Here is a 15,902-nt window from a genome sequence, read left to right on the forward strand (position 1 = left end):
TCTGTCGCGGTCTTAACTTTTAGTTGTGGCGATCTCATGTTTGCCGCACCGACAGGAAACCATTATGAAAGTAATCAATAAACACAGTATCAAAGTAGGCCTTAGCCTTTTGGCGTTAAGCTGCTCCTCATTACTGAGCGCAAAAACACTTGATCCAGATTTGGCCAATACTATGCAATTGGCATCTGCTGATGCATTGCACGAAGTCATTATCAGTTTTGATGGTCAAAGTGCCGTGAGCCAAGCTCAACTAGATGCATTATCCGCAGCGGGAATTAACACCGCCATCAGCATGCGTAGCTTGCCTATCGTCGGTGCGCTAGCGACTGCTGAGCAAATTAATGCCATATATGCACGCGATGATGTGGTTTCGGTTTGGGAAAACGAACAACTAAGTTATGAAAATTATGACGCCACGGCCTTAACAGGTGTACAACAGTTGCGCAAAGATAGCACTATGCGCATTGGCGGCATCCCCTATTCTGGACGCGGTGTTGGCGTAGTGATAAACGATTCTGGTATCGATGGTAACCACGGTGATCTGAAATTCCCACAGCATGTGGTGCAAAATGTCGCGGCACAAACGAATTTGCGCAGTTGGTCAGATGTAGCTCCTATTTCGTATTTAGAAAATGTCTCAAACACGGATTTAGGCGGTGGTCACGGTACTCACGTCGCGGGAACCATTGGTGGTAATGGCGCAATGAGCCGAGGTCGTCACGCAGGTGTAGCCCCCGGTGCTGATCTGATCGGATATGGTTCAGGCGCAGGCTTGTTTATCCTCGATACTATCGGTGGTTTTGATTACGCACTGACTAACCAATACAGCTACAATATTCGGGTTATTTCTAACTCCTTCGGAAGTACCTCAGATATCGGCAACGATTTTCAGCCCGATCATCCCACCAACATTGCCACCAAAGCGTTGAGCGACAATGGCGTTATTGTGGTCTTCTCAGCAGGTAACTCCGGACGTAACGGTGAACACACAATCACCGGCAACTTTAAGAAAGCACCTTGGGTCATTGCAGTGGGTGCAGGAACTAAAGACGGAAATCTAATCGACTTTAGTTCTCGTGGCTTGCGCGATCACGGCGGAGAAGCCAATGTTGATGGTGAAGTATTTACTTGGGAAGATCGTCCGACCGTGGTGGCACCTGGTGTAGCTATTATCTCTGCTCGCGCGAGTACTTCTAGCCTACAAGCATTGAGTGCTGATGAAGATGTGCCTCTCAGCCCAGCGGAACTGCCCTACTATACGCATATGCAAGGTACTTCCATGGCAGCCCCTCATGTTGCCGGTATAGTCGCATTGATGCTAGAAGCAAACCCGTCGCTCAATTGGCGTGAAGTGAAGCAGCTCCTACAAGATACCGCAACCAATATGCCCGGTCGTGAGGCCTGGGAAGTGGGTGCGGGTTACGTGAATGCGCATGCAGCGGTGAAAGCGGCGGCAGCGATGGCTGAGTATGGCAGCGTGGTTAAAGTAAATCGTCAGTTTAATGCTAGCGCCAATGTGGTACTTCGCAATAAAGTATCAGAGCAATTAAGCTACTTACCAGCTGGCGACAACAGTGTTGAATTCAACGTTGGAGCCGATGTGTCTGTTGTGGTTGCGCAAACTTGGATGGATCGGAATGTTGGTGCAGCCGGTGAAACTGTTGCCAATACCTTAGCCATTTTATTGATTGATCCTCAAGGCAATCGTTATCGCTCAAGCACAGGCACACCGGTATTGACTAACTTTGTTGGCGTTACTGCACCAGGAATGGCTGGTACTTGGACAGTACAAGTGGTAGGCACGCAAGACGGTATTTCTAGTAGCTTTAATGGTGTTGCGGCGCCTGACACCGTAGATGTAGATGTGAAGCAATATGCGGTTGAAAATTTTGATAATTTAGCCGATGTTGCAGGCCATCCGGGTCAAAAATTTGTGGAGTATGCAGTCGCAAAACAATTGATCGACGGTACTTCTAACGGCTTTATGCCAGATGCCTTAGTCACTCGTATTGAATTGGCCGACGCTTTAAGCTTAGCTGGAAGCTTACGTCAATCTACCATGGGTGATACCCAACAGTTTAACGACGTAGCTGTTGAATTTTCAGGTGCCGCCAATGCAGCAGCACAATCTGGTGGTAGCTTGAAAGATAGATTCTTTACTCAAGACCCACTGCTACCGGCAAGTTCTAGCGACAACTTTGGCTCACATGATTTAGTGAATCGCGGCTCTTTGGCGTACAGCATGGTGCAAGCATTAGGCCTGCAATCTGACGCTCAAGCATTCGATACTAACAGCAAGGTTCAGGCCTGGGTGTTTGGAGAGCAAGTAGACGTGGCGGATAGCGATGCTATTCCTGCACAACTGCGTGGATACGTACAATTGGCACTTGATTTAGGCTTGTTGCGCGTTAATGTGAGCTTGGAGCAAGGTCCATTCGATTTAGAGCCACGCGTTATCGCAACCTTTGCACATGACAACAGTGTAACTCGTGCACAATTAGCCATGAGCTTGGTGCAATTACACGTGCAAATGGAAAAATAAATCGGTCTAAGACGTTAATCAGGTCAGTGCATATAGAGTGAGCTGATTTGTCTAAACTTACTCGACTGATCGAGTTTAGAGAACTTAAAATCCATAATCAGGCCCTCTGGTTATGGATTTTTTATATCTGCGGGAGAAGTCTTAACCTATGACCTCCCCTTTATCACTAACATTTCTTAAAGCACTTCACGGCTCCACCTTGAAAATACTGATTTAACACTTTTTTTAAAAAACACTTGCACACATTGATTACAGATGTAATTATTAAATCAAGATTACACTTGTAGGCGATAACATGATTGAACTTTCTAAAGCTGAATTTGAAGTACTAGACGCCCTTTGGATTGACTATCCAGCTACTGCCAGTCAAATTATCGATCGCTTGAGCGACGATAAACAATGGCATGAAAAAACCATCAAAACCTTGTTGGGGCGTTTAGTCAAAAAAGGCGCACTCACGTTTGAAAAAGACGGTCGTCAATATATTTACACGCCCAGCATAGACCGTGCTGACTACACCTTAAAAGAAAGCCAAAGCTTTGTAGAACGATTTTTTAGTGGCCGCATCGCGCCTTTAGTCAGTGGCTTTGCTAAGTCACAACAGCTTTCTGAGCAAGACATCAATGACTTAAAAAAGGTTATCGATGAGTGGGAAAAAGATCACAAATAAGGATGTGTTATGACACTTCAAATAGTTTTTAATTGGCTGATAGAACAGCAATTGCTGTTAAGTTTTCTATTCGCAGGGTTAATTTTACTAGAGCGATTTGGGCTACCGGCATTGGGCGCACGCTTTGTTTACAAACTGGTGTGGTTACTGCCCATTTCATTAATTGTCGCAAACCTGCCAAATTCTCTGAACCCCATGCCAATAACGACAATTACCCACTATTTAGTCACGCCTAATCAAGCTTTCAGCAGTGACTTGAACCTAAGCTGGGCATTGTTGTACCTGCTTATTACAACAACACTCATTGTGTTTGTGTTTACACTGCATTTTCGCTTTGTTAAGTCCTTGCAGTTGATGGCATTGCCAACTTCATTACCCGCCTCTGTGGATAAATCCGTTAAGGTTTACCTGAGCAACAATGTGACGACCCCGATGGTCATTGGGATCCTCAACAGTAAACTGGTATTGCCCTCTAACTATGCCTCACAATATGACAACAACAGCTTGGCGCTTATTTTAGAGCACGAACAGGTGCACATAAAACGTAAAGATAACCTCATCAACAGCGCATTATTAATCAGCACGCTTATGCTGTGGTTTAATCCACTTGCCTGGCTTGGTTACACCAGTATACGCCGTCTACAAGAGCTTACCTGTGATGAACGAGTATTGGCTAACAAAAGCGCGCAACAACATATTTTATACAGCAAAGCCTTAATTCACTGCGCCACTAATGGTTCTGCAGGCTTAATGGCTTATTCACACTACGGAGATAAAAAAACCATGTTACAACGACTCAATAATATTAAACGAAATGGCGGCCGTTCACGCTTAGCCAAGGGCTCATTATTACTTGTTGCTATGTGCATGATCGGCGGATTAGCCATGGCAAAACAGTCAGATAATGAGATGAAAAAAACCAGCAGCGTAACGCCCATCAAGCGCGCCGAGCCACTATACCCAGTGCAGGCAGCGCAGCAAGGTATCTCGGGTTCAGTGGTATTGAAATACGACATCACAGCAACTGGCAACACCAGCAATATCCGAATTGTGAGTGCCACGCCTGAAAACACCTTCGAGAAGAATGCCAAAATTGCACTTTCGCAATGGCAGTACAAACCGTCTGCTGATGGTTATAAAGATGTTCTGGTACAACTGGATTTTGCCTTAGGCAACGAAACTGAAGAGGCAGGATCGATAGAGCGATTAAAGGTTTCGCACTAAACTAACCCAGTACTATGAGACTATAAAGCAAGCGCCTTAACTGCCGCTTGCTTTGTGGTTTTAGTCAATAAATTGCAATAGTGTCAGTCCTAATTGCAACGCCTAACTTGGACTTTATGCAGTTGGCAATGCTTAAACTGACCGATTTATCACCACAATTTAAGCTAGCTTGTTATACATCACTATTAAGGAGTCTATCTCGTCTTTTTAACAGTGAGTTAATCTGTCTTGTAGTTAAATACGGAGATAATACTGATAGGTTTTCATGGTTTAAGCTCTCCAGCTTAACTTTAAATTCTGGCGTGACGATCACATCCGCTCTGCTCATCATTTTAGGTCGTTGTAGGGAAGTGTTAAACGCTCTGGTGTGATCAATAAACCACAATTGCCAATCGTCTCTGGTAAACGTTATGTTACTTTGATTTCGGTCTTCGTTGTGGATCAGATAATCAAACACATCCATCATTCGCCGTTGTCGTTGGTAATCACAAAATCCATCATATTCAATATTTTCCTTTTCCATTTTTTTATAATTAATGAGGCCGTCTATCCACACCTGAAGCGCTCCGGTAGTGCCTGACACCTCTCTTTTTACTGCCACTGGTACCAAGTTGAGCCCCATCAACCGATCTAATTTATAGGCCGCAATATCATATTGAAAGCGGTCTTCTTGGCCATTAGAAAAATTACTACGCCGGTTTTTTTTGCCGGAGTCGAAATATTTAAATACCGCATAAAGGGTTCTGCCATCTTTTTCGAGCGTGACTTTAAGGGGATTGGTGATCCCTTCTCCTAATTTACGGGTTTCAGTGATTTCCGCTGTTAATAAAAACGCTTCGACTTGTTCATCACTCATATTGTAAGGGTGGACATTGGGCCTTGATGGAACGTCACTAGGGGATACCTTCTGACCGGTTTTGGCATTGATAAAATGCCACGGAGCGCCATTTTCTGTCCTTGTATGTTTGCTAACTATTTGCGCATAGATGGGGTGCCCGCGATATACGCTGTTAAGCATGCCGGTATCCATCAAGAAGAGAGCCTGGTCAAATCGTTGTCGAACCGTATTGGCGGTCGTATGCCCTACCCACAAATGCTCAGCCTGCCATTGACTCAATACTTGCCTTAGCAGCTGTGCTTCAAATAGCGGGTGGCATATAGCATTGCCGCGATACCAATTAGGGCTGTTCATCGAATACAATAAGGCGTCCACGGTTTTCAAAAAAACTTTGGTGATTGAGTTTTGGCTGAGTTTTTGAACTAACGGATAGCGCGCAGAGAAGTCTGCAGTTGCAGCCAATCGTCCACTTTTAATCAATTTTTGCCAATTATTGGTATAAGCCCAAAGCTCACTTTTTAATTGTTGATTTAGGGTCTCCAGTGGAATATCTAAGGTCTTAACCGACAAGCCACCATGAGTGAAAACATGTTGATTAATCTTAATCACAAAAGGCAGCGAATGAAGCCAAGCGCCGTAAACACCATCAGGCATAAAGGCTTCGAGCCGTGCAAAAAAACCTTTAGGAAAGCGTTGGTTAAAACCCGTTAAAAGCTCCGCTTGCGCGATATTAGCTTGATTATCGCTAAGTTCGGAAAAATAATTAGCCCGCATCTCATCGCTTTCATCATCGGCAAACTCGCCATATTCTTGGGTGGAAATATAGCGCCAATCTCCGGTCAAATTTAGCACTTCATGATTGCCCAATAAAACATGTACTCTGCCGTTTTGTTGTAGGGCTTGTTGTTGCAACTTAATCAGCAAATCCATGATTTTTCGTGACGATGGGCCTCGGTCCATCAAGTCACCTGTGCTGACAAAGTGGCTTGCCCCACCCTGCCAATTTAGCGATTCATCAACCAAGCCAGCATGCTTGAGGATAGATACCAGCTCGGGATAAGCACCGTGTGTATCCCCCACCATAATGATATCGGCCTCAGTGTTAAAGCTAACCGGCTGTTGATTAGCTCCATAGGAACAATGTGCTAACAATGTCAGCCACACAACGGACAAAGTTTTAAGAAATAAGTAGTTCATCAGTTTTCCTAATTAGGTATTGGGCCGTAATTGACGATTAATTTGCTGCTGACTGCCAGACCATCAAAATCTTCTGCTATTACGATGATTTCTTCTCGTCCTGTACTTTCCGGTGGAGGTTTAAAAATAAAGGTACGACTGTATCGATCGAACACGATCCAGCGTGGTAAATTCTTACCAGATGCACGCTGAGCTCGAAATTTGAGCGCATCACCAATATCCGGGTCGATAAAGGTTTGTTCACTGATGGTAAATTGAGAAACAACCCCGGCTGAGATATTTAAGCCGGGAATTTCAGCCGCCATTCTTGGTGCTGAGTTGCCTAAATTTTTGCGAACTTGTTGGCGATTAAAGTCACCAATGCGCCAAGCAATGAACAGCAATAGCACGGCACATAACACGTTACTGGCAATAAAGGCACTGAGAGGTAAATCCAACCAAGTGATACCGACAAATACAAAGCCACCGTAGATCAAATCTCCGAAGCGAAAGAAAAAGGTGTCTATGGTCATTTTGCCTATGTATTTTTGATCTCGCGGCACTGGCAAGAACAACACTTGTTGAATGGTATTTTGAATTGAGTAATTGGCGCTTTTTTCACTTATCATGGCGATTTTTATGATCGCTAGCACAGGCATAAACAACATCACACCATAGCTTAGTAACATGATCAGCGGCAAAATTAAGATCGAGCCTTTTATGCCAATCCATTTGAACAATCTTGAGACCAACAATATCTGCACGAGGAATGACAGCGACGTGATCCACGTATTGTAATCAGAATAAAACTGCCCTTGTAGGGTAGTCAGGCTAAGCGAGCTTTGCATTGTCGCGACGAGATTTTCAGTATACTGCACCACCACACTCGCTAGGATAAATTCACCGGTAGAATTGACGAAGTTCAGTAGCACTACAAAGATCGCGATATAGACTAAATATTGGTTTTTAAATACCACGCTGAACCCTGCTAACCATGCATTGTCTGTGTGGCTGGGAGGCTCTTCAGATAGACTTTTTGCGTAGGAAGGAACCCATGCGACGGCCCGATTTGAAAACAGCAGTATTAAAATGAGCATCAAGGCAGCCAGCACCATGATCCCTGCCACCCCTATAAAAGGTAATAATAATCCCGTTATTCGAGCACCCACAAGGGAGCCTAAAGCCGCACCAACAGCAATAATGACAAACAACCGCTGACCACTGCGCACATTGTAAGTGTCGGCCACAAATGCCCAAAATTGCGCCAGCAACATCACGTTAAAAATGCCCAGCCACACATAGAAGATGACAGCGATATTGACTCCGCCCATTGTCAACAAAGCGAACAGCAGCAAATTAGTAATAAAAAACATCAGCAGCCTGTTAATAAAAAAGGTGCGCGAATGTTTGCTAGCATGTTTGTGATAAAAAGCAGAAAACGCCGGAACGATAAACATCAGCAGCCCGGCTTGCAATGCAGTAGCATAACTTTTCAGTTCAGCGCCACCTTGCGTTAATATCAGCGGTTCTCGAATGACTTTGAGCAAGTAAAAGCATGCCATGATCAAACAAGCATTAAGGCTTAATATAAGGCAGCTTTTTCCTTCTCCAGGTCTAACATGGCTGAAGAGGTTAAGTAACTTTTCGTACCACTGGTGGTTTTTGTTGACCAACTCCAATTTGGTCTCTACTCCTTCAGTTAACCTGTACAAATAATAGACAACAACGCTACTATCCGCAATGAAGGAGGTCGCGAAACACAAAGTCTCTGGTTTATCACCATAGGGTGCAAAGTTGACGTGCTGGTTTTTAACTATTTAAAGCAAAACACAGCTGAAAAGCGAAAGGCTAACGAGCGACAAGGACATCATTTTACGATCTTCAAAACCTGACAAAGCTCTATTTTCAAAAGTAACCGTGAATATTGAGAAATGAGCACAAAGTGCAATCAAATTAATCTAGTGTCATGGTGTAAAACCAATCAGGGGAAATCGCAATTTCAAACCATCAAAGAAAGACGATACGCATGGGAATAGGTTTGTTTTAAAACAAAAAAGGCCTCGAATAATCGAGGCCTTGAATGTGGTTGCGGGAGCAGGATTTGAACCTACGACCTTCGGGTTATGAGCCCGACGAGCTACCAGACTGCTCCATCCCGCGTCTGAAATCTGTATTGATTGGGGAGCGATGTATTTGCTGTCCCTCTCAAGTGGTGCGTATTATACATAGCCTTCTTTGCGGCGCAAGCGCTTATTTGAAATACTGCCATAAAACTTACAATTTAATGACTAAGTGGTCAATATTCCAACCAAGCGCTCAAAATACACACTATCAGCTAAACAAATCCATCTTGTTGGCCAGTTTAAAATCGAGATCACTGATGCCGTCGACATCATGGGTGGTCAATTTTACGTCGACTCGGTTGTACACATTAAACCATTCCGGATGATGATTGAGTTTTTCCGCCCAAATGGCAATTTGTGACATCCAGCCAAAAGCTCGGATAAAACTTTTAAACTTAAACGTTTTTACCAACTTGTCGCCCTCTATTTGCCACTGTTGTTCGGGCTCTTTTCCGTCATTGAGTGTCGCTAAGGCGTCGCTGATTTGTTGCGCTGAGTATTTCTCTGCCATGTTACTTAAGCTCCGTTATGTAAACTAAGATGTGCCACTAGTGTGGAAAATAATTGAGGTTAAAGAAAGTGTAGCAACGATATTAACTAAGCATGTAGGCGGAATCACTAGTTTACACAAAGATCCCCAGACAAGCTGGGGATCCATTACCGTATGGTTAAATGTCGAAAAGAGCGATTAGAACTCGATCGCTAATCTGGCATAGATTTGTCTGCCTCGGGGATCATGTACCTTGGAATCAAAGCCGGCGTTAGTAAACACCTGAGGTGGATCTTCATCGGTAATGTTGGTACCGCCAATAGTCAATACATAGGTCGCATCTGACTCGAAAATCGCTCCTAAGTCGATGTTGTATTGCGCATCAATGGTCACATGGCTATCCACTTCTTTAAAGCCTGAGGTACATGCGGCCGTGAACGTTGTGCCATCGGCACAGTTTTGATCATCATCATAACTGTCAATGTAACGCACAAACAGATTGGCAGAATGATGGTCATGTTGCCAGTTTAGGCCTAAATTGAAACGCAGCTCAGGAGTAGACACACCGATGTTGTTAAAGTTACGAGAACCAACCCCATCAATAGTGCCAGCTTGTGGATCTTCTAGATCATAAGCAGTGATATAAGTCGCGCTGATGGTTGGGGTGAAGGTACCCAAATCGCTCTCCATCTTATAACTACTGACTAAATCAAATCCTGAAGTTTCGAGCGAGCTGGCATTGACATAAGTCACGTTTACCTGCAAAAGTGGACCTGTTAGCGGGTCTCCAGCGCGCACTACTCGTTCAGGGTTTTGTGGATCAGCATTGAGTATGGCTTGGAAACTTTCTTGAATGATCAAGTCAGTAAAATCAAAACTCCAGTAATCCAGCTCAATAGACCAATCATCAATCGGCTCATAAGAAAAACCAAGGTTGTAAGCCGTTGACTCCTCGGGCACTAAGTCTTGATTACCGGAAGCGCGCGCGGCAGCAAATGCAGCCGAGCCAGTTAAGGGATCAACCATTTGATTTAAGCTAGTCGCACCGCCATCACGCTGAAAAATGGAAGGCGCTCTGAAGGAGGTTGAGATAGATCCTCGCAAGGAGAAATCCTCTGATACGCGCCATGAAAAAGCAAGTTTGGGATCAAGCGTATCGCCGGTTGTACCGCCGTAATCTTCATAGCGTAACGCAATTTGAATATCTAAATCTTCAGTAACAGGCAACGCTAACTCACCAAATACGGCGTACACGTCTTGTTCACCGTAGATATCCGGATTACCAATAACGAAAGCAAATCGATCTTGGTTAGCTAATGCATCATAATCTTGGGTTAAATCTTGATAACGGTATTGCGCCCCAAAAGCCAGTCCAGCAGCACCGCCATCCATGTCGAATAATTCCGTAGAGACGAAGGCCTCAACCACTTCTAAATTAGACACAGAATCAATTTCTTCACGAGCAGTAAACGAGTCAATCACGCTTTGCGAGTTGGGCGAGCTGGTAAATGAAGTGGCAAAAGGATTGAAGTATTCACAAGGCCCCTCGCCTGCAGTGCCAGTGACAGGATCACATCCTTGACCACCGAAGCCGCGCAAGGCATTTTGAAACTCCTGAGCCAAGGTGTCATTTACCGTGAATAAGAAATCATTACGTGCTGCGGTATAACTTAGCTCCCAGAATCCAGCTTCCAGCTCGCCAGTCAACATCGTCATAAAGCGCATGGTATCTGACTCTGTGTTGGCTGGGTCTCCTTGTCCTCCATTACCTATGGCTCGACCAAAGAAAGATACGTCTTGGCCAAACACATTATTCGGGTGAGAAGCGGGAACGGTTGGAAAAGTGAGGATCGGAAAGGTAGGTGACCCCCCGCGTTCAGCACGATTACGTGCATAGCTAACCTCCGTTATCCACTCGACATCATCGGTTAACTGCCGTGTACCCTTGAAATAAGCATTTACTCTCGTTTCGTCAGGGACGAACGAGTAGGTATTACCAAAATCAAATCCACAGAAGCCAATCTCTAAACCGGGTACTGTGCCCGATGGCGCCAACAACCGCGGATATCCGCCAAATTGCTCACAGCCAGTGGGATCGATAAAAGGCGTTGGACCAATAAAGAAGGAGCCGGGGTTACCTAGTGAGCTGGTATCATCCTGCGGGCGACTTAAGCGTCGATCAGAGGTGAACATCGGGCTTCGATTAGTATAACTTATGGCCGCCATGACACTGCCGTCATCCCCTGCTGCTCCCCATAATCCTTGCACAACGTATTCTTTATTATTGCCGTGGGCACCATCTTGGTAATCGAGAGAAACCTGTGCGCCCTCGTAATTGCGTTTAGTAATAAAGTTCACTACGCCTGCAACCGCATCGGAACCGTACAAGGCAGAAGCGCCGTCTTTAACCACTTCCATACGACCAATAGCAATCATCGGAACTAACGAGCTTGTATCGACGAAGTTCACGCCGCCGTTATTGGGTTGGGCATTGACGACCTGACGTTTGTTATTGAGTAGTACCAAGGTTGACGCGACTCCTAGTCCACGTAAATTGATATTTGAAGTGCCCGCTGTGGCATTTTGAGTAAAAGCATCTGGGGTATTTTCCGCCCCCGTGTTAATGGTCAGTGTTTGAGTGATGTCGCCGATGTTTTTCGCCCCTATGGCATCAATAGCGACGCTATCGACAACAGCCAAAGGTGATGGTGATTCAAAGTTTTCCGAACGGCGAACAAAGCTGCCTGTCACCATAATGAGTTCAACGTCGTCATTAGCCTGTTGCTCTTGCGCAACAACGTAGTGCGGCGTCGCGATAAAGTGCCCAGCCACAAGCGTTGCCAACGCACTGATTCTAGTATTCAGTTTCATAGTGTTTCCCCAAGTCAACATGGCATCTAAAGCTGACAAAAGGTCAACATCGCTTTTAATTAGTCATATCAACATTTAGTCGATTATTGTCATTGCGTATCGGACATCGAAAGCATGTATTCGAAGCCTGACTAGATGGTAGAAGTTGCGAAGGGATATGTAAATGAATTGTTATTTATAAGTAAACATCACGTTTATCAATGATAACCTAATAGTATAAATCACGAGCTAAGTAGGCCACCGCTCAATCTTAGAGCGCACGAGAATATTGCACGACCTTTACCAATGACTCTTTGGAGTATTTCAACTAGACGAGCAACATTAAAAATTGCCCAACCATCGCAGGTTTGTCACGGTTTTTAATTTCAACTTCACAATTAAATCGAAATAACAGGCCACTGTTTTTTTGTTGTTTACTGTCCAATGTCACATGGTAGCGAATACTGTCATTGACTCGCACCGGCTCTAGAAATCGTATGCTATCCATGCCGTAATTTAGTAATGTCTGCTGATCTGAATCTAATTGAATAAGTTGGTAAAACATATCCGGCATCAATGAGGTGGATAATAGTCCATGCGCAATGGTGCTCCCAAACGGGCTGCTTTTTTCACAGCGTTCAACGTCTATGTGGATCCATTGTTTATCGCCTGTGGCATCGGCAAAATCGTTTATTCGTTGTTGATCAATGTTAAACCATTGTGTGGTGCCCAGCACATCACCGTCGTTCAATTGATAAAGTAATTTAGCCATGTCGCTTTCCTATTTTCACAATTACCCACAATTTTTAAAACCTTAGCATCAATTTTACTATTAACGAAGTGAATGATATGTATAATATTCTATCACAATATCTAATAGTTGTTGGGGCTCGCCAGCCCCCATTTCGGGACCTTTGACCTTATGAATCTGAACCGTATTGATTTGAATTTATTTGCCGTTTTCGATGCGATTTACACAGCAGGAAGCTTAACCAAGGCTGCTGATGTATTGTGCATTACCCAACCGGCGGTAAGTAACTCGTTAGCCCGTTTACGGGAAATGCTGAATGATCCTTTGTTCGTAAGAACCGGGCACAGTATGACGCCAACTCCGGTTGCACAAAATATCATAGGTCCAGCCCGCGATGCCCTGAGTCTGCTGCGCAAAAGCGTTCAAGAAAGCCACACCTTTGAACCAAGCACAGCGGTTAAAACCTTTCACTTTGCGACCCGAGATCTATTAGAAGCCAGTGTCATGCCTAGATTGTTAGCGAATTTGCAAGCCAGAGCGCCTAAGATCACGGTGACTAATTATGAGATAGCCCGAAATACCGTGGTATCTGCGATGGCCAGCGGTAGTTTAGATTTTTATGCCGACGCCTCAACATTTACCGATCCACATTTATGTAAGCAGAAGATTGCCGAAGATCGCTTTGTGGTAATGGCCCGCAAAAATCACCCTGATCTACGCCAAGGAATCGATCTAGACACCTTCTTGCGCCTTGGTCATATCAATGTGTCTCACCGTAAAAGCGGAGCCGGTCCAATCGATATTGCTTTGGATAAGATTGGCAAACGGCGTAAAATAGTGATGCGAGGCCAACACTTCTTGACAGTGCCAAGCACGATTGTGAAAACGGATTTAATCGCCTGTATTCCATACCATCTGGCAAAACATTACGATCTGTCCATATATGAAATGCCTTTTAGTGTGCCTTGTGTTGAGTACTTCTTGTATTGGCATGTCAGTGCGGATCACGATCTTGCTCACATATGGATGCGTGAACAAATATTTGAAGTCGCCAAGTCATTCAATCCTCACTAGTTTTTGCCCACCCGCTACATATCGATAGGCACCTTGGCTATATCAGTCAAGGTGTATCGCCTTAAAAATTGCCATTTATTCAATCCAGTATCCCTCTAATGGTTATATTTTTGCGTACTATTTTGATTTTGAACCCCGCAAAGTTAACCGAGTATCCATTTCGTTATTAATATTTGTTCGCACACATGAGATTGACCAAAGCCCTTATTTTTATTGGTTAAGCGGCCTACAACTTAATTCAAAGCACATAGCCACCACCTGACTTAAACAGCCTTTTGGTATCATTCAGCATACCCTCGTATCAGCTTACAGATTTTATTGAACAATGAGATCCGCTTTAATCAATCCTGTCGAAACGCAGACGCAAACCAAAATTTAAACTTTAATTTAAGGACTTTAACCATGTTGAAAATAGTTAAAACCTCTATCGCAATCGCAGCTACATCTTTGTTATTTTCGGGTACAGCACAGGCTGACATTAACGTCGCTTTGCAAAACATTTGTACTATTGTGAAAACCGATGACAAGGGTGAGCTTCGTAAGAAAATGAAAAAAGTTCAATCTGACTACAGAATGAAACTAAAAGATTATTACTCAGGTGTAAGTTGTGGCGGTAACAGTCTTATCCGCACAGCGCTGCTAAATAATGCAGTTGAAACTGGCACATTGCTAGTCAAGAAAATGCCTAAAGGCGACTTGTCTTCACCTGAAGGAGACGGCAAAACACTACAAGCTTGGATAGCTGAAAATAGCCTTGACGGGTCCCCTATTACCGCCGTCATAAATGACCGTATCTAAACAGGTTTTTCTATCTAAGTGAACTGAAAAAGTTCAACATGGTAAGTAGGCAGGGCGCTGTCTACGTCCTCGGGAAACAGCCTCTTCGGAGGCTGTTTTTCGTTTTAAAATGCGCAGCTACGCAACGAACAAATGCTCATACCAAAGGTAAATGACGATATTTGAAGCTAGTATGATACCTAGCTCAAAAGTCGCTTCTTTTCGATGCAACTAAGCTCACTCTATGTTCGATGTGGATTGATGTAAGTCCCTGCTTCATCAAAGGCGAGGTTGCGATTCCAAAATAATCGTTCTGAACAGCAGTTTGAACGGCGCTAAATTCAATTTACCAAACACCAGGATTGAGATGAGATCGAGAGTTTCTATTTAAAGTCATTTACCTTGCCTTCCCTCAGCAAGGGTTCAGCACATTGGCATCAGTTGCATTGGCGACGTCAGCTAACTTCTTGCAACAAACAATGGCTAAAGCCATCAAATATTTCATCTTGGATTGCCTCAAAAGCGCAAATCAAGTTCATATTGCTCACAAAAAAATGAACATTATTCGTAATATAAAACAGTCTTTTTCACATACAAGCCACCTTCAAAAAAGATATATGCAATTGTTTTTTATAGGTATTAATGGAAACGTTTAGTTTTAACAATGGAATGGGCGCATATTGAAACACATCACTTAGTTATAATCTGACATACCTAAGTATCAGCTTATAGATTTTAGCCGATGGTGAGATAAGGTTTAATTAATCTCGTCGAAACGCAGACGCAAACCAAAATTTAAACTTTAATTTAAGGACTTTAACCATGTTGAAAATAGTTAAAACCTCTATCGCAATCGCAGCTACATCTTTGTTATTTTCGGGTACAGCACAGGCTGACATTAACGTCGCTTTACAAAACATTTGTACTATTGTGAAAACCGATGACAAGGGTGAGCTTCGTAAGAAAATGAAAAAAGTTCAATCTGACTACAGAATGAAACTAAAAGATTATTACTCAGGTGTAAGTTGTGGCGGTAACAGTCTTATCCGCACAGCGCTGCTAAATAATGCAGTTGAAACTGGCACATTGCTAGTCAAGAAAATGCCTAAAGGCGACTTGTCTTCACCTGAAGGAGACGGCAAAACACTACAAGCTTGGATAGCTGAAAATAGCCTTGACGGGTCCCCTATTACCGCCGTCATAAATGACCGTATCTAAACAGGTTTTTCTATCTAAGTGAACTGAAAAAGTTCAACATGGTAAGTAGGCAGGGCGCTGTCTACGTCCTCGGGAAACAGCCTCTTCGGAGGCTGTTTTTCGTTTTAAAATAATCATAAAAATCTAATGATTTACATCACCAAATTCCGTATAACTAGCACATGATATT

11 protein-coding genes and 1 tRNA gene are annotated in these 15,902 nt (G+C 43.8%); 6 read left to right on the top strand and 6 right to left on the bottom strand.

The annotated features are described in order from the left end of the window. The first annotated feature begins 64 nt into the window (after positions 1 to 64). From ABD036_RS02350 to ABD036_RS02360, 3 genes are all read left to right on the top strand, one after another. Entirely contained in the window at positions 65 to 2,542 is a 2,478-nt protein-coding gene (locus tag ABD036_RS02350; protein ID WP_343856140.1) for a S8 family serine peptidase, read from the top strand. 295 nt (positions 2,543 to 2,837) lie between these two features. Next, entirely contained in the window at positions 2,838 to 3,212 is a 375-nt protein-coding gene (locus ABD036_RS02355) for a BlaI/MecI/CopY family transcriptional regulator (RefSeq protein WP_343856141.1), read from the top strand. Positions 3,213 to 3,221: 9 nt separating this feature from the next. Continuing rightward, positions 3,222 to 4,436 (top strand): M56 family metallopeptidase, encoded by a 1,215-nt coding sequence (locus tag ABD036_RS02360; protein WP_343856144.1) that lies wholly within the window; start codon positions 3,222 to 3,224, stop codon positions 4,434 to 4,436. A gap of 172 nt (positions 4,437 to 4,608) precedes the next feature. Here ABD036_RS02360 and ABD036_RS02365 read toward each other — a convergent pair whose 3' ends face one another. The 6 genes from ABD036_RS02365 to ABD036_RS02390 all read right to left on the bottom strand — a co-directional run bounded on the left by ABD036_RS02365 (position 4,609) and on the right by ABD036_RS02390 (position 12,685). Further along, a complete protein-coding gene (locus ABD036_RS02365) occupies positions 4,609 to 6,471 on the bottom strand; it encodes a metallophosphoesterase (RefSeq protein ID WP_343856145.1) in 1,863 nt (620 codons plus the stop codon). An 8-nt stretch (positions 6,472 to 6,479) separates the two neighbouring features. Continuing rightward, on the bottom strand, positions 6,480 to 8,012 hold the full coding sequence (locus ABD036_RS02370; RefSeq protein WP_343856146.1) for an ATP translocase: 1,533 nt from the start codon (positions 8,010 to 8,012) through the stop codon (positions 6,480 to 6,482). A gap of 521 nt (positions 8,013 to 8,533) precedes the next feature. Continuing rightward, positions 8,534 to 8,610: transfer RNA gene (locus ABD036_RS02375), tRNA-Met, on the bottom strand. Positions 8,611 to 8,781: 171 nt separating this feature from the next. Beyond that, positions 8,782 to 9,084: a 4a-hydroxytetrahydrobiopterin dehydratase gene (locus tag ABD036_RS02380; RefSeq protein WP_343856147.1), complete on the bottom strand. Its 303-nt coding sequence runs from the start codon at positions 9,082 to 9,084 to the stop codon at positions 8,782 to 8,784. Positions 9,085 to 9,261: 177 nt separating this feature from the next. Next, positions 9,262 to 11,934 carry a TonB-dependent receptor domain-containing protein gene (locus ABD036_RS02385; RefSeq protein WP_343856149.1) on the bottom strand — a complete coding sequence of 891 codons (2,673 nt, stop codon included), beginning with the start codon at positions 11,932 to 11,934 and terminating at the stop codon, positions 9,262 to 9,264. A gap of 307 nt (positions 11,935 to 12,241) precedes the next feature. Beyond that, positions 12,242 to 12,685 carry a MaoC family dehydratase gene (locus ABD036_RS02390; RefSeq protein ID WP_343856150.1) on the bottom strand — a complete coding sequence of 148 codons (444 nt, stop codon included), beginning with the start codon at positions 12,683 to 12,685 and terminating at the stop codon, positions 12,242 to 12,244. A gap of 150 nt (positions 12,686 to 12,835) precedes the next feature. Here ABD036_RS02390 and ABD036_RS02395 point away from each other — a divergent pair, with 150 nt between their 5' ends. The 3 genes from ABD036_RS02395 to ABD036_RS02405 all read left to right on the top strand — a co-directional run bounded on the left by ABD036_RS02395 (position 12,836) and on the right by ABD036_RS02405 (position 15,733). Then, positions 12,836 to 13,738, top strand: coding sequence for a LysR family transcriptional regulator (locus ABD036_RS02395; RefSeq protein ID WP_343856151.1), 903 nt, complete (start codon positions 12,836 to 12,838; stop codon positions 13,736 to 13,738). A gap of 402 nt (positions 13,739 to 14,140) precedes the next feature. Beyond that, positions 14,141 to 14,536, top strand: a complete 396-nt coding sequence (locus ABD036_RS02400) for a DUF3718 domain-containing protein (protein WP_343856152.1) — start codon at positions 14,141 to 14,143, stop codon at positions 14,534 to 14,536. 801 nt (positions 14,537 to 15,337) lie between these two features. Beyond that, positions 15,338 to 15,733 carry a DUF3718 domain-containing protein gene (locus tag ABD036_RS02405; protein ID WP_343856152.1) on the top strand — a complete coding sequence of 132 codons (396 nt, stop codon included), beginning with the start codon at positions 15,338 to 15,340 and terminating at the stop codon, positions 15,731 to 15,733. The last annotated feature ends 169 nt before the right edge of the window (positions 15,734 to 15,902 follow it).

This window comes from Aliiglaciecola litoralis, assembly GCF_039523355.1.
In the GTDB taxonomy this organism is placed as follows: Bacteria; Pseudomonadota; Gammaproteobacteria; order Enterobacterales; family Alteromonadaceae; genus Aliiglaciecola; species Aliiglaciecola litoralis.

Coding starts and splice junctions, on each gene's coding strand:
- ABD036_RS02360 (WP_343856144.1), top strand. CDS start 3,222: ATGACACTTCAAATAGTTTTTAATTGGCTGATAGAACAGCAATTGCTG.
- ABD036_RS02385 (WP_343856149.1), bottom strand. CDS start 11,934: ATGAAACTGAATACTAGAATCAGTGCGTTGGCAACGCTTGTGGCTGGG.
- ABD036_RS02370 (WP_343856146.1), bottom strand. CDS start 8,012: ATGGCATGCTTTTACTTGCTCAAAGTCATTCGAGAACCGCTGATATTA.
- ABD036_RS02365 (WP_343856145.1), bottom strand. CDS start 6,471: ATGAACTACTTATTTCTTAAAACTTTGTCCGTTGTGTGGCTGACATTG.
- ABD036_RS02395 (WP_343856151.1), top strand. CDS start 12,836: ATGAATCTGAACCGTATTGATTTGAATTTATTTGCCGTTTTCGATGCG.
- ABD036_RS02350 (WP_343856140.1), top strand. CDS start 65: ATGAAAGTAATCAATAAACACAGTATCAAAGTAGGCCTTAGCCTTTTG.
- ABD036_RS02380 (WP_343856147.1), bottom strand. CDS start 9,084: ATGGCAGAGAAATACTCAGCGCAACAAATCAGCGACGCCTTAGCGACA.
- ABD036_RS02390 (WP_343856150.1), bottom strand. CDS start 12,685: ATGGCTAAATTACTTTATCAATTGAACGACGGTGATGTGCTGGGCACC.
- ABD036_RS02400 (WP_343856152.1), top strand. CDS start 14,141: ATGTTGAAAATAGTTAAAACCTCTATCGCAATCGCAGCTACATCTTTG.
- ABD036_RS02405 (WP_343856152.1), top strand. CDS start 15,338: ATGTTGAAAATAGTTAAAACCTCTATCGCAATCGCAGCTACATCTTTG.
- ABD036_RS02355 (WP_343856141.1), top strand. CDS start 2,838: ATGATTGAACTTTCTAAAGCTGAATTTGAAGTACTAGACGCCCTTTGG.